The following is a 22,280-nucleotide window of genomic DNA, read 5'->3' as shown; positions in this document are numbered from 1 at the left end:
ATGCAAATGTAGTAATTTTAGAGTCAAGAGACAAAAAGAGATTTTACTAAATATTCCTCCTTGCTAAGAGTTCGGCATAAAAATTGTAAAAGTTTCCAACGATAAATTTGACATAAATTTTTAACATTATGAAAACTTTGAAAACTTCTGCATTAGGTCTTTTACTGTTGATAGGATTAAGCTCTTGTTCCAAAAAAGAAACCACTACCACACTATCGGATTCTGTTCCTGTAAGTAATGCTGCAGCCTCTGATTCTGCCACTAAACCCGAAGAAACAGCAGCTGCCGAAAGTACGAACGAATCTGCCATAATAGACAAAATAAAAGGCTATATCAAAAACACACTTCTTACAGAGGCTGATTTGAGGGTAATACAAGACAGCGACCGCAAGTTCAAAATGGCTCAAACAGACTTAAACGGTGATGGCAAAAACGAAACTTTTGTATATTTCAATTCCGATTACTTCAGAGGTTCAGGCGGCGGTACGGTATTGTTATTTAGTCCGGAGGGCGAACTTATTACTAAATTTACTCCAATGAAACTCCCAATATATATAGAAAATACGGCAAATAACAATTGGAAATCATTAGTGGTAAGCGTTTCGGGGAAATGGAAAAAATTATCTTATGCTAATGATAAATATCCGTCTAACCCCTCTATGGTAGCAGTAGAAGTGAATGCTCCGGATAAAGGAGATACTGTCTTATTTGACAACCTTGATGCACTTAAAGAATATGGTTTCTAAATTTTAACAATTGATATTCAGTTATTTATAAATGAATATCTTATTCGGAAATAAAAGTACCCGTCTTGTGAGATCAATGGCGGGTGTTTTTTTTAATCGGAGTAAAAAGTAGAAAAACGAAAAACAAGAGTTTCTTAACGACTGTATATGTAATGTATTTGTGTGATTATCAAAGAGTAAGTTGTATTTCTGCCCGTTTATCAGATACTGTAAAATTACAGATGCCATTGAAGAATACTTCCAAAAATCTTTTGTTTTTTGTGGAAATAATTAAGGTAAATAGAAATTGCATACAGAAAAATTAGAATTGTAAAAATAATCTTTCGGCTCTCTTGGGAACAATTATTTTTAAATCCAAAATATAATTCCGATTTTTGCACTGCTTAAATCAAATGAAAGAATGACTTTAGAACAAGAAATCGCTAAACGGAAAACTTTTGGTATTATCTCGCATCCGGATGCCGGAAAAACGACGCTTACAGAAAAACTTTTGCTCTTCGGTGGAGCAATACAGGAGGCAGGTGCTGTGAAATCCAATAAAATAAAAAAAGGGGCTACTTCGGATTTTATGGAGATAGAGCGGCAGAGAGGGATTTCTGTGGCGACTTCGGTTCTTGCCTTTGAGTACAGAGGTCATAAAATTAATATTCTGGATACCCCGGGACACAAAGATTTTGCAGAGGATACTTTTCGTACGCTCACCGCAGTGGATTCTGTGATTGTGGTGATAGATGTGGCGAAAGGGGTGGAGGAACAAACGGAAAAACTGGTGCAGGTGTGCCGAATGAGAAATATCCCAATGCTGGTGTTTATCAACAAGCTGGATAGAGAAGGGAAAGATGCTTTTGACCTCTTGGACGAGGTGGAACAGAAACTCGGGCTAAATGTAGTCCCTCTCTCGCTGCCGATAGGTATGGGAGTAGATTTTCAGGGAATTTATAATATCTGGGAGAAAAACATTCAGCTTTTCCTTGAAGAAAAAAAACAAAAAGTAGGGGAGTCTATTACCTTTAATGACATTAACGATTCTTCTATAGATGATGTCATTGGCACTAAAGCCGCAATCACACTGAGGGAAGAATTGGATCTTATAGAAACGGTCTATCCAGAGTTTGATAAAAATCTCTATATGAAGGGAGAACAGCAACCCGTGTTTTTTGGCTCGGCACTTAATAATTTCGGTGTTCGAGAGTTGCTGGATGCGTTTATAGACATTGCACCAATGCCTCAGCCCAAAGAATCTGATGTAAGGATAGTAAAGCCGGAAGAAAAAGACTTTACGGGCTTTGTATTTAAAATCCACGCAAATATGGATCCTAAGCATAGAGACCGCTTGGCTTTTGTGAAAATAGTTTCTGGAACTTTTAAACGAAATGAAAACTATCTGCTTGTAAGAGAAAATAAGAAAATGAAATTCTCTTCGCCCAATGCGTTTTTTGCAGATAAAAAAGAAGTGGTGGACGAAAGTTTCCCCGGAGATATTGTAGGACTGCACGATACGGGGAATTTTAGAATAGGAGATACCTTGACTTGTGGTGAGAGGCTAAATTTCAAAGGAATTCCAAGTTTTTCTCCCGAACATTTTAGGTATATCAATAATACGGACCCTCTGAAAGCTAAACAGCTGGCAAAAGGAATAGATCAATTGATGGACGAAGGAGTAGCACAGCTCTTTACCTTGGAAATGAATGGGCGTAAAATCATCGGTACGGTGGGAGCTTTACAATATGAGGTCATCCAATACCGTTTGGAGCACGAGTATGGGGCAAAATGTTCGTATGAGCCCATCAATATCCATAAGGCGTGCTGGGTGGAAGCCGATGAAGAATCAGAAGAGTTTAGAGAGTTTGCTAAGTTGAAACAGCGATTTCTAGCGAGGGATAAGCACAATCAATTGGTGTTTTTAGCAGATTCTTCATTTACCATTACGATGACACAAGAGAAGTTTCCCAATATCAAGCTACATTTCATTAGTGAATTTAGAAATAGCAAAGGGTAATTTTTTTACATTAAGAAATTTAAAGTTAGTTGCCATATAACAAAATCAGCCTAGAAATTTCTAGACTGATTTGCATTCGGAGATATTACTCCAGATTATTTAATGATAAGTTTTACATTTTGTCTCTTACCATTATTATCCACAACATTCAAGATGTAAACACCTTTAGGGTATTGCAATAGATTTAGGTTAAATTTATTGCCTTTGAAGTCGTTTGATAAGATTTGTTTACCACTCATATCATAAACTGCGGCTTTCATTCCCGTTACATCAGATACTCCTTCTACGGTAAATCTGCCATCAGACGGATTAGGATAAACTTTAAGTCTATCATTTGCAGAAGTTTCAGAAGTAGATAGGTTCTGAATATCTATGATTACGGTTCTTTTTTCCGAAGTTTTTCCGTCAGAGTACAAAGCATAAACATCATAAGTGTATGTTCCGTTTTGAGACAATGTGTCGTCATAATACTTTTTGTTGTAATCAGTATTGTATTCAACGGACTCACCATTTCGTTCAACTTGATAGCCCAACAGTTTCGGTAGGTTGGTAGCTCCAAATTCTTTTTTAGTAGAAAGATTGATAGCTTCTACAGATTTGGATTGTTCCAACTCTTTCATCGAAATAATTTCTTTACCTTCTTTTATCATAGCTTTGTAGTCCAAAGAAGGTTTGCTTATTGGTGCCAAAGAAACTTTTCTTACTCTTGTATTGCTTCCGTCAGAGTTTGTAGAATTATCATATCCTATGGATATGTCGTCTATTGCTAAATAGAAACTGTTATCAGTTTTCTTAGTTCTATGATGGAACGCCAAGAAGAAATCTTTTTTGCCAAGTTCCTTGATGTCAAACGATTTTTCTACAAAACTTTTATTTATCGTAGCTGCTTCATCAGTCAACAATATATGGCCTTGTTTTAGTTCGTCAAGTGATGGCAGTGCACCAGATGCTGGTGCTTCTACTAAATAAACATCGTATCTCTCGGCATAAGGATTCTGAAGGAAAAACTTCACATTTTCTGCACCACCACTAATTTTAGGAGTGATCAACCAATCATCCGGAGTAAGAGGTTTAAGATACCAAGAAAATGATACGGCACCGTAAATTCCTGAATTTGCAGCTTTACCTACTTGCCATGTTTTTTCATCTTCGTTTTCATTCAATATGGTATAGTCTGCCGGCATTACTTCTTCTTCTCCTTCGAATCCTTCCTCAAATACAGGAAGCATTATAGGTCTGTCCCATGTAAGTTTTACATCTTTATCCTCGCGTGTATAGGCAAGGTTTCTTACAGGAGCGTGTAGACTGTTGACAGTTATAGCATTCTCCACTACTTTAGTATCGGAGTTATATGGAGATTTTGCCATTAAAGAAACGGTATAAATTCCGGATTTACTGAATTTTACTGTAGGGCTGGCATCGGAATCTTTGGTATCGCCTACATAGCTTACTCCTTCCGAAGGCGTAATAGTCCATTTAAACTCGTCAGGAGCAGGGTTGCCTGTGGATGTATTAGTGAATGTTACAGTTTCGTCCTCAAAGATAGAGCTACTGGATAATTTAAAATTAGCTTTTGTATTTGTATTTTTGATAACGATATAGTCTTGCTTTTCAGAAAAATCACTAAGCCCTACAGAGTTAGTAGCAGTTAATTTCACAGAGTATGTACCTTGCTCGTTAAAGACTACTTTAGGTTCTTTAGAGGCATCTGTAGTACCATCTTGGTATGTTACCGTAGAAGGTGTAAATGTCCATTTGTAAGTCGCAGGTTCTTGTGTAGAAGCTATTATTGTAGAGTTGCTAAACGATATTGTTTCAAAAGAGTTTGCTTTCAGCTTATCTGCTTTGAATTCTACGGAAGGCTTCCCTTCTGCGTGTTCAAATGTAACATCGTCAAGGGCGTATGCATAAGAGTTTTCTCCATCTGCCGATTTGTGGTGGAAACCTATATAAGCAACTTGGTCAGAATCAACCTTAAATTCATAAGAATATCTGTTGTATTCACCATTATTACTTGCCTTAACATCAGATGCCAGAACTTTAGTCATTGCTGCAGATTTTGGTTCGTTTCCGATAGCTACAGAGATTGCTTCATCAAGAGCTTGGAATTTAGAACCATAGAATACCACTCTGTACAATACATCTTTTTTGAGTTTTAATGGATTAGAGAATATCCAATCATCGGTAGACTTGTTATTAGGGAAGTTTACTGCAAAAGATGAACCCGAGTGGGCAAGTCTGGCACTGGAGTACTCTATCCATGTTCTACCATCTTTATCGATATCTTCGCTTGTCCAGCCGTTTTTCTCCATATTATCTTCGTAGCCGAAGTAGTGTTTAGAGTCATCTGGCGTCAAGTCTGCCAATATACCATAGGCTGTTTGCTGGGCGTCGTTATTAATATCTATCTGATCCTCGGAGTAAACGATTTTCCCTTTAATCGTATAGTCTACAAAAGATTTGGATAAATCTAGATTTACTACAACTTCTGTATTCGCTCCTCTTGCTATAGCAGGGATGTCTTTTAGACCAGAAGCTACGGTTTTATTTCCAGAGTCTCCTTTTTCAATGAGTTCATAAAATAATTTGGCTCCGGAGACAGATTCTGTACCCACATTGTCCATTGCAAAAATTATAGGAGTCTCTTGGGTGTAATTTGCACGATCTGCATTTACGGTTACGGCAGTGAGTGCTAAATCTTTTTTAACACCTTCGTTAATTCCATTAATTACAATAGAGTAATCTTGTGAAGAGGTACCTACTAATTTTGTAACGTTTTCACCTTGATCATTTAGTGCAACGGTATTTTTTTTAAGATCTCCTTTGTGGCTGATGATGATTTTGTATTTTGCACCGGCTTCAGGATTGTCTATTACGACTTGTTCCACATTGTCCACCACATTATCTCCTTTTGTAGCGGCATTAGCAGGGTGTTCAGGGTCTAGTTTCCAAGGCATAAACTCTGTTCCATCGCCTCCTACTTTTACGACTCTGATGTCCAAATCATTTACGAGCATAGGCGTTCTGTCGTTAAGTTTATCCTCATCGCTAAGTTGTTCAGGTACAGGGTCTGCCCATACAATAGTTACTTTCAAAGGTTCATTTCCTGAAGCCGTAACTTCTATTTCATTGCTTTGATGATTTTGGAGGGATTTCTCCTGTATCAAGCTGTATTTTCCGTTTAGTGTAATGGCTTTAGCTCCTTCGTAAGCATTTAGCAATCCCCATCCCGAAGCATAATCGGGTCCCGGATTTTCGCCTGCTTCATTGGCTGTAGCAATAGCTAACGCTTTTAGAGTAGCGGCCTTCATAAATGATCCATTTACATTTTTGTAATGCTCTTGGAGTAATAGGAGAGAGCCTGTAATATTTGGAGAGGCCATTGAGGTTCCGCTTAGTACTCCGTATTTGTCGTCTCCTGAAGATATAGAAGAATGAAGTCCTACCCCGATACCGGATATATCTGGTTTAATTCTCCCATCGTCTGTTGGTCCAAAACCACTAAAACTAGCCATTGTAACATCGGAAGGTTTTTGGTATCCTTTGTCTATTTTATGAGCAGCTCCTACTACTAAGATATTCTTACCTGTGGCCCCAAACAAAACGGAATCAAATCCGTCATCTCCACCATTTTTTTGGCGTACTTTGGTAGATTGCTTCCACTTTCTTGTTGCCGGATCATACACATAGTGTACGCCTCCTGGTTCTGGACCGTCTCCTCTTGGGTTTCCTGCAGCTTTTACAGGTAAATAAAAAGGGGCGTTAAGAGCAATTAGATCCCAGTTTTTGTCAAATTCAGAGTATTGTCCCCAGCCTTTGAACTCTGTATCTTCATCGTCTCCCATCCAAAGCCAAGCTCTTGCATCTTGATTGTAAACAAACCCTCCGTTGTATCCATAAGAGTGGTTAGATAGTAGTGCTCCATTGATAGCGGCTTCTGTCATTTCATCTTCGTCGCTATTCCAGTCATAGGCGTTTAGTCTTGCTTTAGGTGCCATACCCTTTGCGAGAGGATCTACTCCGGCAGCTACCATAGTACCTGCAACGTGTGTAGCATGGTCACTTAGTTCATTAGGTTGGTCTATTTGGGTTACTCTGTTTTGAAATTCTTGGTGAGAGGTCAGTACGCCTCCGCCGTCCCATTCGTAAACGGTCATACCAGTTCCTTCAAGGTTGAAATAGCCGGCACCAGGGCGTAGTTTGTTTACTCCTGTACCGATGGCAGCTCCCTCGTTGTGAGTGATGTAGTAGAGAGGGTATCCTTTTTTAGTGAAACCTTGAAGCTGAAAATACTTTCCATTAGATTTTCCCGAAAAAGGCACATTGAGCTGTTTAGCTTTTGTCTTAAGCTGTTTGATAGTCAAAGTATTTCTCTTGAAATTTTGACTTAGTTTCCCTAATTCTTTTAGATTAGAGCGTTTTTGGATTTCTTTTATTTGCACACTATTTTGCGAATACAAAAATGAAGGTGCAAACAAAAATCCTGCTGCGATTGGAATTAAGGTCTTAGCATTTAAGCTAAAATCTAAATTCCCCAAAATAGATTTCTTCATAATAAAATGGTTTAAGTTGTTTAAAATGATTTACAAAAATAAATATATTTTTTATTTGAGCAAGTTTTATTATAAAAATAAGTAAATATAATTTTTTTTAATATAAGAATAGTTTAATAAAAATGGTTTTTTACCGATAATTTTGTAATGTATGTTTTTCTTGAAATTCTTTTTTTATTCCTATGGAAGGAGAATAGAGGCAAGCTTATGTTATTTTTAAATTATCATTATTATCGTTTTATTTTGTAAAAAAAATATTTTCAATTAAAAATATTTTTTATATGAGTACATTTACACATATCGTTGTATTTTAACAGTTATTAATAAATATGATATATCTTACTCTTCTATTGGCGGAATGCATAAGATGACAAAAAGCGGACTCGGGAATAGTAGTTTTTCCGGAATTTACCATAGTTATTCGGAAGATGGCCGATGTCAAGATAATCATTGATTCAAATTCGAAAATCAATTCAGAGCATCATCATCTAAAACTAAATGAATAGTAATGGCGCCGTTTGATATCTTATAATCCTTGATATAAGAATCTCCTGTTTTTTTGACTCACCTCAAAAAATCTATCAAAGTTTATAAACATGAAAAAAATCCTTTTAATTTGTTTTCTATTAATAATCTAATGATATTATTTTTTTAGACAATCAAATAATAAGTCCGTCATGTCTCTGATTTTAGAATATAGATTTGATTTTTTGTATTCGTTCCGTGATTTTGTAGAAAACAACTTTAATCACTTCCACTGAATTTTATTATCTATTCACTGAAAAATGAATAAAATATAGTCATCATCCGTTTTTCAGGGGCAAAACATCGTTTATAAACGGTAAAATATCATTTTTCAGTGGGAAGCATTCATTTTTCAGGGGTAAAACATCGTTTATAAACGGTAAAATATCATTTTTCAGTGGGAAGCATTCGTTTTTCAGGGGCTTTCATTTCATTATATATAGTATTTTATTTTCATAACTTAGTTAAATAGGGCTTGTTCAAATTCTTGCTCGGCTTGGTGTTTTAGTTGAATATTTTTAAGAATGTTATCTTTAATTTCTTTTTCTTTTTTCTTAACTAAAGACATTATTTCCTTTTGTTTAGCTACATTTGGAAAAGGTATTTTAATCTCTTTTAACTCCCCTTCAGTTATTGCGGGATATAAACCTCCTGTCATTTTATTTTTTAATTGTTCTATGCCATAAGTACACTTTAGGAATTGTAATAAATAGGGCAAAAAATAATTATTGCTTTCTTCTATAACAGAAAAACCTGATGAGCAAACACTATTATCATGTTTATCAGTAACTATGGCAAATTTTTTTAAATATGGTCTTGTAGTACCAATTATTAAATCATTAGATTTAATGTATTGGGTTGCTCTGCTTGGAGCTTTACTCGCTAATACTTTTTTTGATTTTAGAATACCTTTAATTGGATCAATAGCACCTATTTCAATATATTCAAAAGTCTCTTTTTTATACTTATTTTTATTAAAACTTCTTTTTACAAATGAAAAAACACTCCCAATTTTAACAAGTGGAAATTTTGATTTATTTATTTCTTGATTTATCATTATGTCTGATGAAAAGTAGTCCCACCTTTCTAGATCTTGAAAATCTATTGTCATTAAACCTCTAATTTTTTCTTTTGATTTATAAGGTTCTAATCCCAGCTCATTTAAAAAGTACTTTTCAATTTCTTGTTCTAAGTTTTGGGCTTGTTGTTCTAAATCTTGGGCTTGTTGTATTTTTGTTTGGTAGGCTTTTACTATGGCTTCTTGCTCGGCAAGGCTTGGTAGTGGGATTTTAAAATTTAAAAATAATTTTTCTTGGAGGTAATTTCTATTAGTTGTTCCAACACTAGCAGACTGACTTAATTTTTGAAATTCTTTTGTTCCTGTTAATAGCATAAGATAGACAGGATTTATTTTTGAATAATCTACATCAAATGTCCAAAAATTACCTGTTATTATTCCATTGTCTAACTCCTTAGGTACAACTCCAAACGCTCCGTTTCGAGCATCAATTTTTGAAAGTAAAAACTGTCCTTCTTTTATTCTAAATTGATTTTTAGTCCCTATGTTTATACCATCAACTTCGTCTCTAAGGGTTATACCCTTAGCATTGATTTTAATAGTGGGTCTTTTATATATGACACCATTTTGAATTTCTACTTGCGTTTTATTCCGTTTTAAGAATTTACCAATTTCTACAAATGGATATTTATTTGTATATACTAACCCTTTTCCTAATATAGCATAGATACTCCAACTGTCAATAGAGCTAAATTGTACAAAATTCAAATATTTATAATCAACGGTTTGCTTCATATCCAATTAATTATAAAAAATTTCGGGTTCCGATGCCACATTGTTATCAATTCGCACACGCCTAATCTCGTCTTTTTCTACAGGGTAAGTCATTTCTTTTAGAGGAATATCCCATAGTTTTTCAGTTTCTCTATATGTTTTAAAATCTTTCGCCAAAGGTATTAACTCATTTTCTATTTTTGCCCCCGTAGTACTTATACCTGCTTTTTCTACCTCTGCTATAGGTACTTGGTAATTAAACTCAACTTTTATTTGTGCTTTTATTTCACTGGCGATGGTGGCTTGTATTTGTTTGAGTTCTTCTTTTAGTTTTGCTTTTTCGTCTTTGGGCAATGCTTCTTTTCCTCTAAGTGCTAATTTATCTTTTATAGCTTGGGTTTGGGGTTTGTATTTTTCGGTAATTTCTTTTTTTGCTTTTTGGGCAATTTTATTATACTGTTTTGCCTCGTCTTCGGTAAATTTCTTTAAGAATAGCAAACTGGGTTTTACCGTTGCTCCACTGGCGATAAAAACATCTTGCGGAATAGAAGTAATCAATAATATTTTGGCTTTACGCTCTACAAAATCTCTTATCTTCTGCAAGTTGGTATTATTCAAAACACCTTCTGGCAAAACGATTCCCATTCTTCCGCCTGGTTTTAATAAGTTTAAACACCTTTCCATAAATAACACCTCTGTAAGCGTACTCATACTGCCTGTTTCGTATAAACTAAGTAGCGGTTTGTTTATGTTTTTATTGACTTGTTCCAATGCTTTATCATAAGCATCGCCGTATCTTTCTTGATATTTTTTTATGCGTTCTCTGTCTGTATATTTATCTGCCTCGGTGATTTTAAGTGATTTTTCCACTCTGCTGCCAAAAGGAGGGTTGGTTAGAATAACATCAAATCGATTTTCAAAAATCCCATTTACATTTAATAGCCCATCGTTATGATGAACTCCACCGTGTCCGTCTCCGTGCATAATCATATTCATCTTGGCTGTTCGGCTCATTCTTGGGTTGGCATCGGTACCAAAAATACAATCATAACTCAACTTTCGTATTCTACTCTTGGGGTTGTTGATGTCTAATTCTGTATTGAGTTTCGTAAATAAATCATTTACAATCTGGTCTATCTGTTCTTTTTTCTTTTCATTAGCCTTTTCGTAAGTTTCATTATAGTATTGCGTTTTTATTTTTTCTTTTGCTTGATGTATTTCATTCTCAATTTTGGCTCTTACATATTCAAAGGCTTTAATCAAAAAGCCACCACTGCCACAACAGGGGTCGCACATTACCTCTTCTTCTTGTGGGTCGAGTACTTCTACCATAAAATCAACAATGGTTCGTGGGGTAAAGAACTGCCCGAGCTCTCCACGGAAAGTTCTCCCCAAAAACTCCTCAAAAGCAATCCCCTTTACATCGTCTGAAGTGGTTGATAGATTGTATATTTCTAATTCTTTGACAATGGCTTCAAAACTGTTTTCTCTGATACGAATAATTTCGTTAGGTTCAAACAGGTCATCATCTTTAAAATCTTCTTTGGTTTGTTCAAATAAAAATTGATAGAAATCTTTACCCTCTTTTGGTTTATATTTCTCATAACTGGCTTTGTCTGCCTTAAAGGCTTCTTCTGAGAAAATTTGATTTTCAGAATTATTTCTTTCGTATCGGATTTTTATAAATAGAATTTTACTGATTTCATCAAAGGCAGCCTCTGGAGAAAGTTTATCGTTATTACGAATGATGTTATGGCATTTGAATAATAGTTTTGAAAACTCCCCTCTGGTGAAGGCTTTAGTCTGTTTTAATAGTGAATTGATTTTGTTTTCATTCTTCACAATATCAGCCTTAGGGATATTCACCACCTCTTCTAATTTTTGGGGTATTTTTCCCTTTACAACTTTGAAAATTTTAGTTTCTTTGAGATTGGTTGTAACAAAGAAGTCTGCCCCAGCCCAAGCAGCATAATTATATCCTTGATAATAATCCTCCTCTCTAATAGTTATGTGTTCTGCTTTGCATTCCACAACAATAATAGGGCTTTTTTTATCTTCCTTGTCTTCCTTACTACGCCACACTACAATATCTGCCATAGCACGTCCTTGCCCTCTTTGGGAGTTATTCACCTTAATTTCTTGCCCCATCTGTTCAATTGAAAAACCATAATAATTGACCAGTCTACAAATATATTCCTGTCTTACTTTTTCTTCTGGTTTTAATACTAACCAAACATCTTTACCTTTTAGAGGAGCTTTTATTTTATTGTCTTTTATTTCTATTTCCATAAACTACATTTGCATTATGAGATGCACAAAGATACAGAATATCATTATATGGTGAATGAAATAAAAAACTTCATTATTAAACATTTATATTAACCCAGCTGTTCTGCAAATCTAATGAAGGAGACAAGCCTAATTTGGCAAAAAAAGCACTGAAATATAAACCTTTAACAAAAAACCTTTGTAAGCATTTCGGTAACGAATAGGTAACTCAACTTTGTCTTTTCCTGTCTTTTTTTTGGAAAACCGGAGGCTTGCACTTACATTTGAACTAATTATTAATCTGTCGTTTTATTAATTAGTTTCACTTTTTTTCGCTTACTTATGCCTCTATTGTAATAGTTGAATTAAAAAGCCTAAGATTAAATTAATAATCTTAGGCTTTTAGTTGTTAATTAAGCCCTACCAGTACAACGCCTATCTGAACAGCGTTTTTATTTGGAATCAATGCATTCTTATTAAATATAGGAGTGAAATCTTTTTCTATGAAAAATGTAAGGTTCTTGTAGCTTAAGCCAAGCTTAGCACCGAATAGGAAAGGATTAACGCCGTTATCCACTTTGTTTGTGTATTTTTTGAATTTGCCATTGTCATCATAATACTTTACTTTAATAATACTTCTCAGCTTCACACCGGCATAGATGCCTGCACTTATGCTAAATGTTGATTTATTGGGTTTTATATACCTTACGCCGTCAAAAGTTTCATAGGTAGGAGAGAGATAGTATTTCAGCTCAATGGGAATGACTAAATAATTATTTCTGAATTTAGAGCGTTTGAGGCTGCCAAGTGTGAAATCTTTTAGTATAATTTGATTTTGGTCTTCTACAAAAACCATTGGTCTTTTAGGCATATAAGTGTCCGAACGAAAGCCTAATCCAAATCTCACGAATAAAGGGCTGCTAAAGCTGCCTACTTGTTTTTTCCAATATCTTGTCAGCTGGAAACTATGACTGTTACCCGTACGCATCTGAGAGTTATCGGGAAAAGGATTTAAGTTGCCTGTAGTGTTTACTAAGTTCAAGAAAGAATAAGTAAGTTCCCATCCATCTTTGCTTAGATATTTTGTAAAGTCTTTAGTAGCTTTGGGTGGTTGTGGTTTAAAACTAATATTCCATCCGCCAATAACGAGACTTATATCTTTCTTCTTTATAGTATCATTTTTCCCCATTATGATATCTTTCACGCGTACTTTGGTCAGTTTGTCCAGTTCGGTTCTTTGTACTGAAATCTTTTCATTGATGTTTTTTTTGTACTTGGTAGCGATGCGATGTTTTATGGTAAAGACCGAATCTTTAGGCAAATTCTGAATTTTAGCCGTGTGTTCCAATGAGTCCAATTCCTTGTTCATTTTTGATTTTTCAGACATTGTGATGCTGTCAATCTTTTGAGTGTAGGATTTCATCTGAGACTCGTAGCTACTTGTGTTTTGGGCAAAACTTCCCAATGCCGCCATACCGAGTATGACACTAAATAATTTTGTTTTCATATTTTAAGGGTTTTAATTATTTACTATCTTCTGAATAGATAGGAATACCTAATATTTCCATGTTTTTAGAAAAGATTTTAGGAGATTTGTAAACCATTTTAGTCGGACTCTTTTTCTCTATATCTCTTTGTTTGTCCAGTTCTCTTCCGAAAAGTAAGTCATCTGCACTAATGTATTCTTTTTCCTCTACATCTTGCTTTTTGTTCTCAGCTAAAGCCCTTGTGTGTATGGTGTCCTCTGCTCTTTTTGCGATGGAAGTGTCTGGCTTTTTCTTTATCAAAGTAGGATGGGTACTATCATCATTTTTTATTTTGTCGGATTTTTTGGCAATAGCAAAATTCTTGTCGTTCCGGTATTCTACTTTCTTATCATTATTTTTTGCAATAATGTTTGTAGAAGGCTCTTCCTTTTTTGTTTGCTCCGTTTTAGTAGTGGTTTGTACTAAGACATTTGGGGGAATATTTTCTTTTTTATCATTAATGAAAAATAGAATGCCCAGCCCTACAGTTAGAGTCAATACGGCTGCATACGGCCACCACAGAAGTTGCTTTTTAGGTGTTCTAAAAGGTTGATTGTCCATCTGTTGCTTTATTTTCTCCCATAGGTTTTCAGACGGCATCATTTGTCTTTTTTCGTATGCACTTTTCAGTGGGGTATAATTATTATTTTTCATTGCTTTTGTGTTTTAGTAAAAATTCTCTCAGCCATTTTTTGGCTTTCATCAATTGGCTTTTGCTTGTACTCTCGCTAATGTTCAGAAGTTGGGCTATTTCTATATGTTTTTTTTCTTCAAATACAAATAGATTGAATATGGTTTTGTAGCCCAAAGGCATTTCACTAATAATATCCTCAATATCCCAATTTTCTTCAATATCCATTTCTTCATCATAAATCGTATCATCACTGATATCGCGGTCTATGTAGAGCAAATGTTTATTTTTTCTGATGAAACTTATGGCTTCATTAACGACAATCCTGCGAAGCCACGCCGGAAATAGTTCGGCACTTTTGCAAGTTTCTAATTTTTTGAAAGCTTTACAAAAAGCCTGCATCAGAACATCTTCGGCATCGTGGATATTGCTGGTGTAAGAGTGTGCTATAGCCAGCATTTTTGGGGCAAATATTTCGTATATTTCCTTTTGTGCCAATCGGTCTTGGTGGATTGCTTTTTTATAGATGTCCCTAAAATCCGTTTTCATTTCATCGTTTCTACTTATAAGACGCAAGTTATTGGAAAAGGTTGCCTCGGGAAAGAAAAAAATCTTAATTACCCGAAAAAATAATCCTATCCTCAAATTTAATTTGAGAGAACTAAATTAACTAAAAATACTTTTATATCCTAATACCCAACGAGTTTTAGTATATCTTCCGGAGTTTGTTTCTCGCGGAAAACTTCGTAAATCAAATTCCCTTCCTCGTCTTTTTTTATCAATACATGCTTAGGCTGAGGAATCAGGCAGTGGTGGGCACCGCCATAGCCACTAATGCTCTCTTGGTAGGCACCGGTATTGAAAAAACCTATATATAAAGGTCGTGTATCCGAAAATACGGGGAGATAGATGGCATTGGTATGCTGCTCGGAGTTGTAATAATCATCGGAATCACAAGTGAGGCCGCCCAAGAAAACACGTTCGTAAGTATCTTCCCAGCGGTTGAGCGGTAGCATAATGAAATGTCTGGAAATTGCCCAAGTGTCGGGTAGGGTAGTCATAAAGCTGCTGTCTATCATATCCCATTTTTCTCTGTCGTTTTGGCGTTTTTGGCTGATGACTTGGTAGAGATTGGCACCGCTTTCACCCACTGTAAAAGACCCAAATTCGGTATAGATATTAGGCTCTTCTACGCCCTCTTCTTCGCAGAATTTTTTGATTTGGGAAACGATTTCATTGACCATATATTCATAGTCGTAGTCGAAATTAAGAGAAGTTTTTATAGGAAATCCGCCACCAATATTGAGGGAATCTACTTCCGGTGCAATTTTCTTGAGGCGAGCATACACACGCAGACATTTGAATAATTCGTTCCAATAGTAGGCAGTATCCTTTATTCCAGTATTGATAAAGAAATGCAGCATCTTGAGACGGGCATTTGGGTGTTCTGCTATTTTTTGGCTGTAATAGGGTATAATGTCTTTATAACCAATGCCTAATCTTGAAGTATAAAATTCAAACTTTGGTTCTTCTTCAGAAGCTATTCTTATTCCGATATTGAAAGTTTCATCAATGGTTTCGGTAAGTTTGTCTAGCTCTCTATAATTGTCTAATATAGGAGTTATATTCCTGAATCCATCGTTGATAAGGTCTGAGATTTTGGATAAGTAATCATCGGTTTTGAATCCATTGCAAATGACTTCTATTTCTTTATCGACTTTGCCTTTTTCATAAAGTTTCTTTACAATATCCATATCAAAAGCCGAAGAAGTTTCCATACTAATATCGTTTTTCAGAGCTTCCTCGAGTACAAAAGAAAAATGACTGGATTTGGTACAATAGCAGTAGCGATAATTGTTTTTATACTCATTTTTTACGATGGCTTCTGCAAACCATTTTTTCGCCCTTTGTATATTCTGAGATATTTTGGGAAGGTAGCTTATTTTAAGTGGAGTTCCAAATTTTTCTACTACTTCCATTAGATTGATATCGTGGAAATGCAGGCTCTCTTTGTCGTAGGTAAATTCCTCTTGAGGAAAGTAGAGGGTCTGGTCTATAAGCTCGGAATATTTTATTTTCATTTTATGATTAAAAATTAGGTGGTACAAAAATGATAAAAAAAAATGAGTTTTATCCCATATTGGAGCTATTATCTTTATATGATTTTTTTAAGGCTTAAAAGTGAAACAATAGGGAACAAGTGTGTGTAGTACTTAATTATGATAATTACCTAAGTTCAAATATAAAAAGTAGCAAATGAGATAGAAGTTTTATTTTTATTAAGAAGATTCTTAAAAAAAGAGAAAAAACAAAAAAATCTTTCTCTTGTAAAGTAAAATATTTAATCTTTATTTTCCAAACAAAAATAACAATGGGTCAATTAACTTTAGCACAAAGATACGCATTAAATGCTTATTTGGAAGCTGAGTTTGCCTTCATCAAAAGATTGCAAGAAAGCTATAAACAGATTTTACTTTGCTCATCCATATACCTCTATCAATGTGTCGCATTGGTTGGTTGAATGTATCTTAGAAATATTTTGGGGAAATAGGATTAAATTTGTATATTTGCAAAATCAATTTAGAAAGGTGCTCGAGTGGTTGAAGAGGCTACCCTGGAAAGGTAGTATACGGGTAACCGTATCGAGGGTTCGAATCCCTTCCTTTCTGCAAAATCCATTTCATTCAAAATTTTGAAATGGATTTTTTGTTTTGAGATTTAGAATAAAAACCGCCTAAATTATAGTTTAGACGGTTTTTAAAACAAAATTAAAGGTATGTTTAATAATTCCCTTTTTCTACATAATGGGCAGCTATTTTTTCGCTTAGTGCAATTACATTCGGCATATTGGTATATTTGGTAAATCTTCTAAGCCCAGAAAGCATCATTCTCTGCTCGTCTCCTTCGGCAAAGGAAACAATGCCTTCTTTCGCAGCTACAATAATTTTTTCTACTGCTTTATATAGGTTAAGCTGTGCCATAGCAGCCTCTACGGAACTTTCGGTATAATGCTTTTCTGCTCTTAAAATGGCAGATTCTGCAATGTAGATTTGGTTGAGAATTTCAGAGGCATTGAGCAATAGATGCTGCTGTTTATCAATGTCCATCATATACTTTTGTAAGGCGGCTCCGGAGACCATTAGAAAAACTTTTTTCAGCTTGGCAATCATTGCTTTCTCTTCACTCATAAACTCTGAATAATCCGGAGTTTCAAATGACGGGATACTCATTAGCTCTTTACCGACAGCCATTGCAGGAGACATCAGGTCTATATGACCTTTCATTGTTTTTTTGATAAGCATTCCCACGGAGAGCAGGCGGTTGATTTCATTGGTACCTTCATAAATTCTGGAAATTCTTGAATCTCTCCAAGCCGATTCCATTGGAGTATCTTCAGAAAAGCCCATTCCGCCGTAGATCTGGATACCTTCGTCGGTAGCTTCCTGTAAGCGGTCTGATACGAAAACCTTTAGAATAGAGCATTCTACCGCAAATTCCTCTACACCTTTTAGCTCTGCTTCTTGATGGTTTTTGCCTTCGGCTATAAGTTCGTCTATTTTATCTTGAATATTTTTTGCTGCTCTATAAGTGGCTGCCTCACTTACAAAAATATTGGTTGCCATCTCTGCTATTTTCTTACGGATTGCTCCAAAAGTAGAGATAGAAACGCCGAATTGTTTTCTTTCATTAGCGTATGAGGTGCTATAATTAAGGATTCTTCTTTGGGCATCAAGGCACGCAGCTGCAAGTTTTATTCTTCCCACATTGAGGGCATTAAGTGCAATCTTAAATCCGTTGTTTCTCTCTCCTAGCATATTTTCCACCGGTATTTTCATATTATTGAAAAACACTTGGCGGGTAGAAGAAGCTCGGATACCCAATTTATGTTCTTCTTCTCCTAAGGTAAGGCTTTCAGGGTTTTCCAATTCGGAACGATTGACTACAAATCCTGTGATATTCTTATCATCATCAATTTTAGCAAAAAGGATAAATGTGTCTGCAAATCCGGCATTAGAAATCCACATTTTTTGCCCATTGATGATATAGTGTTTACCGTCTTCGGATAGACGGGCTTTGGTTTTACCGCTGTTCGCATCAGAGCCTGCATCCGGTTCGGTAAGGCAATATGCTCCGAATTTGTTTCCTGCTGCTAAATCGGGAAGGTATTTTTTCTTTTGTTCTTCTGTTCCGTAGAGTAAGATTGGCAAAGTCCCAATCCCTGTATGTGCACCGTATGCTGTGGCCAAAGATCCTGTGGCTCCGGAAAGATAATCACATGCCAGTAGGGTAGAGATATAGCCCATTCCTAAGCCGCCGTACTCTTCCGGAACTGCTATTCCGAGAAAGCCCAAGTCGCCTATTTCTTTCATGCATTCCTCTGTGAAGGCATAGTCTTTTTTTTCAAAACGCTCTTTATTCGGAACGACTTTTTTGTCAATAAAATCTCTTGCAGCATCTCGCAGCATTCTTTGTTCTTCCGAAAAGTCTTCCATTGCAAAAATATCTTTCGCTTCTGTTTCTTTTACGAGGAATTCTCCTCCTTTGATATTGTTCATAATGTTATTTTTTTTAAGTTAGTAATATATTATAGAAGTTCAATGATGCTGGCTGCACCTTGTCCTGCACCTACACACATTGTTACCATTCCGTATTTACTGCCTCTTTTTCTCATTTCATCTAAGAGCTGTACAGTAAGTTTCGTTCCGGTACAGCCTAATGGGTGCCCCAGAGCAATAGCACCTCCATTTACATTTAGAATTTCTGGGTTTAGGTCAAGTTCTTTTTTTATGGCAACAGACTGAGAAGCAAAAGCTTCATTTAGCTCAATCAGTTCAATATCTTTCATCTGTAACCCGGCTTGTTTTAATGCTTTCGGGATAGCATACACAGGTCCCATTCCCATTATTCTCGGCTCAAGTCCTGCTGTGGCATAAGATACCAATCTGGCTTCCGGCTGCAAGCCGAGTTCTTTCACCATTTCTTCGGACATTACCATTACGAATGCAGCTCCATCGGACATTTGAGAGGAATTCCCTGCCGTTACTGTACCGCCATTAGCAAAAACCGGTTTCAGTTTAGCCAAACCTTCCAAAGAAGTATCTTTTCTTGGTCCTTCATCTACCATAAAGTCAAACTTCTTTGTCTGCATTTTTTGGTTTTCATCCAAATAGTTGTATTCTACCGAAATAGGTACTATTTGACTTGTGAAATAGCCTTCTGCGTTAGCTTTTAATGCTTTTTGATGAGATTCAAAGGCAAATAAATCTTGCTCTTCCCTAGAGATATTATACTGCTTGGCTACAGCTTCTGCCGTATAGCCCATTCCCCAGTAATAATCGGGATTAGATTTTGCAATATCGGTTTCCGGAACCGGTTTGTAGCCTCCCATTGGAATGTAGCTCATACTTTCCACACCTCCTGCGATGATGCAATCTGCCATTCCGGCTTGTATCTTTGCTGATGCTATGGCAATGGCTTCCGAACCGGAAGCACAATATCTATTGACGGTAACTCCCGGAACTTTGTCGGTATTAAGCCCCATAAGCGAGATAAGTCTGGCAACATTAAGCCCTTGTTCTGCTTCAGGCATAGCATTTCCTACGATGAGGTCGTCTATGCGGTTTTTGTCCAATTGCGGAATTTCTGCCATTAGCTTTTGGATAACGGTGGCTGCCATCACATCAGGGCGGGTGAAACGCAGCGAGCCTTTTGGTGCTTTTCCTACTGCGGTTCTATATCCTTTGATTATGTATGCTGTTTTCATACTATTGTAATTTTGTAAATTATATTTTGTATTTATACTGAATTTTAATTCAATATAGTTTTATTATTTTTAATTTCTTAATGCTTTTCCTTTTTGCAACATATATTGGATTCTTTCCAATGTTTTTCTTTCTCCGCAAAGCTGTAAGAAAGTCTCTCTTTCCAGATTGAGCAAGTATTGTTCGGATACCATTGTAGGCTCAGAGAGTTTACCTCCTACCATCACATACGCCAACTTGTCGGCGATTTTCTTGTCGTGCTCAGAGATGAAGTTTCCGGCCAACATTTGGTCTGTTCCCACATAGAACATTCCTAAGGCCTCTTTTCCTAAAACTCTTACTTGTTGCTCAATAGGTTTGGTATAGCCTTGTTCAGCCATTAGCAATGCTACTTTTTTAGCCTCTGCGATTTGTCTATTTTTATTGACGACCACAAAATCTTTTCCGTGCTGAAGGATATCCATATCAAAAGCCTCGTATGCAGAAGTCGCCACTTTACCCATCGCTATATTCATAAAGGCATCTCGCAGACGATTGTTTTTTACATCATCTTTATGCAATTTTTTCATGGTTCTAAGTGTCAATTCTTTAGAGCCGCCACCTCCAGGGATAACGCCTACACCGAACTCCACCAGCCCTATATAAGTCTCTGCTGCTGCTACTACGCGGTCGGCGTGCATTGTTATCTCGCAGCCGCCACCCAAGGTAAGTCCGTGAGGGGCTACCACCGTAGGAATAGAGGAGTAGCGAACCCTCATCATTGTTTTTTGGAAATAAGCAATTGCCATATTGAGGTCGTCCCAATCTTGGTCAATCGCCATCATTAGAATCATCGCAAGGTTTGCGCCTACCGAGAAATTAGCTCCTTGGTTGGCAATTACCAGTCCGTCGTATTCTTTTTCTGCGAGGTCTATGGCACGATTTAGTCCGTCGAGAACTTCTCCGCCGAGAGAGTTCATTTTAGACCTGATTTCAAAATTGATGATACCATCTTCCAAATCTTGAATTGCAGAGCCGGAATTACTCCACAGTGTTTTATTTTTTCTGATATTATCAAGGATGATAAATGCCTCTTGTCCTGGAATAGACTGATATTCATTAGATTTCTCATCAAAGAATGTTTTCTGTCCGGCATCATTTACTTTATAGAAAGTTTCCCCTTTCTCTGTCATTTTTTTAGCCCAATCAGAGACTTCGTATCCGGCTTCTTTTGCTAACTCTATCCCTTTGGCTATTCCTACGGCATCCCAAATTTCAAAAGGACCGTTTTCCCAGCCGAATCCTGCACGCATAGCATCATCTATTTTGTAGATTTCATCGGATATTTCTGGCACTTTGTCGGATACATAGGCGAACAATGCTCCCAGCATACTTCTGTATAGTTCTCCAGCTTTATCTTTACCATTTATTAAAACTTTAAAGCGGTCTATCGGTTTTTCTATCGTCTTGGTCAGTTCTAATGTAGGGAAGCTGTTTTTTACTTGTTCTTCGTATTCTAATGTTCCGAGGTTTAGTTCAAGGATTAAAGATTTCCCCTCTGCATCTTTTACTTTTTTGTAAAATCCGCCATCGGTTTTAGATCCCAGCCATTGATTTTTCATCATAGCCTCAATGAAATCCGGCAATACAAACTGGTTTTTGTATTTATCTATCTCTATGCCACTGCGGTGGACCCCCTCTGCCACATGCACCAAAGTATCCAGCCCCACCACATCTGCCGTTCTAAATGTAGCCGATTTTGGACGTCCTATCACCGGACCTGTGAGTTTGTCTATAGCTGAAACACTCAGTCCTAATTTTTTCACATTATGGAAAAGGTTCATTATCCCAAAAATCCCAATTCTATTGGCTATGAAAGCTGGGGTATCTTTGGCGAGAACAGTCGTTTTTCCGAGAAACTTAGCACCATAGTTCATATAAAAATCTATAATTTCCGGTGCCGTGTCTTTTGTGGGAATAATCTCTAAAAGAGGAAGATACCTTACCGGATTAAAGAAATGCGTACCGGCAAAATATTGCTTAAAATCTTCGCTACGCCCTTCGGTAAGCATATGTATAGGAATTCCGGAAGTATTGGAAGAGACCAAAGTACCAGGTTTTCTGTATTGTTCTATTTTTTCGTAAACAGATTTTTTTATGTCCAAACGCTCTACTACCACTTCTATAATCCAATCTGTATTTTTTATTTTCTGCATATCGTCGTCAAAGTTTCCGACTTTAATTCTTTCGGCAAACTTAGGCGAGTAGAGTAAAGCAGGATTTGATTTTTTCAGCTTTTCGAGGTTCTCTGTTGCTATTCTATTTCTTACCGCTTTATCTTCCTTGGTTAGTCCTTTTTTTTGTTCTGCTTCGGTAAGCTCAGAGGGTACAATATCCAGCATCAGCACCTCTACACCTATATTGGCAAAGTGGGCGGCGATACCGGAACCCATTATTCCGGAGCCTAATACCGTTACATGATTGATTCTTCTTTTCATT

Annotated in this window: 12 protein-coding genes and 1 tRNA gene; 3 read left to right on the top strand and 10 right to left on the bottom strand. The window is 36.4% G+C overall.

Features of this window, described 5'->3' with window-relative positions; all coding sequences use genetic code 11:
- Positions 1–128: 128 nt before the first annotated feature.
- Positions 129–746 carry a hypothetical protein gene (locus tag BLS89_RS02445; protein ID WP_092735911.1) on the top strand — a complete coding sequence of 206 codons (618 nt, stop codon included), beginning with the start codon at positions 129–131 and terminating at the stop codon, positions 744–746.
- Between the two features lie 400 nt (positions 747–1,146).
- Positions 1,147–2,745 carry a peptide chain release factor 3 gene (locus BLS89_RS02440; RefSeq protein WP_092735910.1) on the top strand — a complete coding sequence of 533 codons (1,599 nt, stop codon included), beginning with the start codon at positions 1,147–1,149 and terminating at the stop codon, positions 2,743–2,745.
- A 95-nt stretch (positions 2,746–2,840) separates the two neighbouring features.
- Here the strand turns inward: BLS89_RS02440 and BLS89_RS02435 are convergent, their stop codons facing one another.
- From BLS89_RS02435 to BLS89_RS02405, 7 genes are all read right to left on the bottom strand, one after another.
- Positions 2,841–7,298, bottom strand: coding sequence for a S8 family serine peptidase (locus BLS89_RS02435; protein WP_092735909.1), 4,458 nt, complete (start codon positions 7,296–7,298; stop codon positions 2,841–2,843).
- 985 nt (positions 7,299–8,283) lie between these two features.
- Entirely contained in the window at positions 8,284–9,636 is a 1,353-nt protein-coding gene (locus BLS89_RS02430) for a restriction endonuclease subunit S (protein ID WP_092735908.1), read from the bottom strand.
- A gap of 6 nt (positions 9,637–9,642) precedes the next feature.
- Positions 9,643–11,904, bottom strand: coding sequence for a type I restriction-modification system subunit M (locus tag BLS89_RS02425; RefSeq protein ID WP_092735907.1), 2,262 nt, complete (start codon positions 11,902–11,904; stop codon positions 9,643–9,645).
- A 388-nt stretch (positions 11,905–12,292) separates the two neighbouring features.
- Positions 12,293–13,390: a porin family protein gene (locus BLS89_RS02420; protein ID WP_143017710.1), complete on the bottom strand. Its 1,098-nt coding sequence runs from the start codon at positions 13,388–13,390 to the stop codon at positions 12,293–12,295.
- A 16-nt stretch (positions 13,391–13,406) separates the two neighbouring features.
- Positions 13,407–14,063, bottom strand: a complete 657-nt coding sequence (locus BLS89_RS02415; protein ID WP_092735905.1) for a hypothetical protein — start codon at positions 14,061–14,063, stop codon at positions 13,407–13,409.
- Positions 14,053–14,589, bottom strand: a complete 537-nt coding sequence (locus tag BLS89_RS02410) for an RNA polymerase sigma factor (protein WP_092735904.1) — start codon at positions 14,587–14,589, stop codon at positions 14,053–14,055. The genes BLS89_RS02415 and BLS89_RS02410 overlap by 11 nt, the downstream gene beginning before the upstream one ends.
- A 140-nt stretch (positions 14,590–14,729) precedes the next feature.
- Positions 14,730–16,121 carry a type III PLP-dependent enzyme domain-containing protein gene (locus tag BLS89_RS02405; protein ID WP_092735903.1) on the bottom strand — a complete coding sequence of 464 codons (1,392 nt, stop codon included), beginning with the start codon at positions 16,119–16,121 and terminating at the stop codon, positions 14,730–14,732.
- A gap of 501 nt (positions 16,122–16,622) precedes the next feature.
- Between BLS89_RS02405 and BLS89_RS02400 the strand changes: the two genes are divergently transcribed.
- Positions 16,623–16,709 (top strand) — tRNA-Ser (locus BLS89_RS02400).
- A gap of 111 nt (positions 16,710–16,820) precedes the next feature.
- Here the strand turns inward: BLS89_RS02400 and BLS89_RS02395 are convergent.
- The 3 genes from BLS89_RS02395 to BLS89_RS02385 all read right to left on the bottom strand — a co-directional run bounded on the left by BLS89_RS02395 (position 16,821) and on the right by BLS89_RS02385 (position 22,279).
- Positions 16,821–18,596, bottom strand: a complete 1,776-nt coding sequence (locus BLS89_RS02395; protein ID WP_092735902.1) for an acyl-CoA dehydrogenase family protein — start codon at positions 18,594–18,596, stop codon at positions 16,821–16,823.
- A gap of 29 nt (positions 18,597–18,625) precedes the next feature.
- Positions 18,626–19,804 (bottom strand): thiolase family protein, encoded by a 1,179-nt coding sequence (locus tag BLS89_RS02390; protein WP_092735901.1) that lies wholly within the window; start codon positions 19,802–19,804, stop codon positions 18,626–18,628.
- Between the two features lie 69 nt (positions 19,805–19,873).
- Positions 19,874–22,279, bottom strand: coding sequence for a 3-hydroxyacyl-CoA dehydrogenase NAD-binding domain-containing protein (locus BLS89_RS02385; RefSeq protein ID WP_092735900.1), 2,406 nt, complete (start codon positions 22,277–22,279; stop codon positions 19,874–19,876).
- Position 22,280: the final 1 nt, after the last annotated feature.

Source organism: Riemerella columbipharyngis (assembly GCF_900101995.1).
Taxonomy (GTDB): domain Bacteria; phylum Bacteroidota; class Bacteroidia; order Flavobacteriales; family Weeksellaceae; genus Riemerella; species Riemerella columbipharyngis.
Note: the sequence above shows the minus strand (reverse complement) of the source record. Positions and strands in the feature narration are given on the sequence as shown.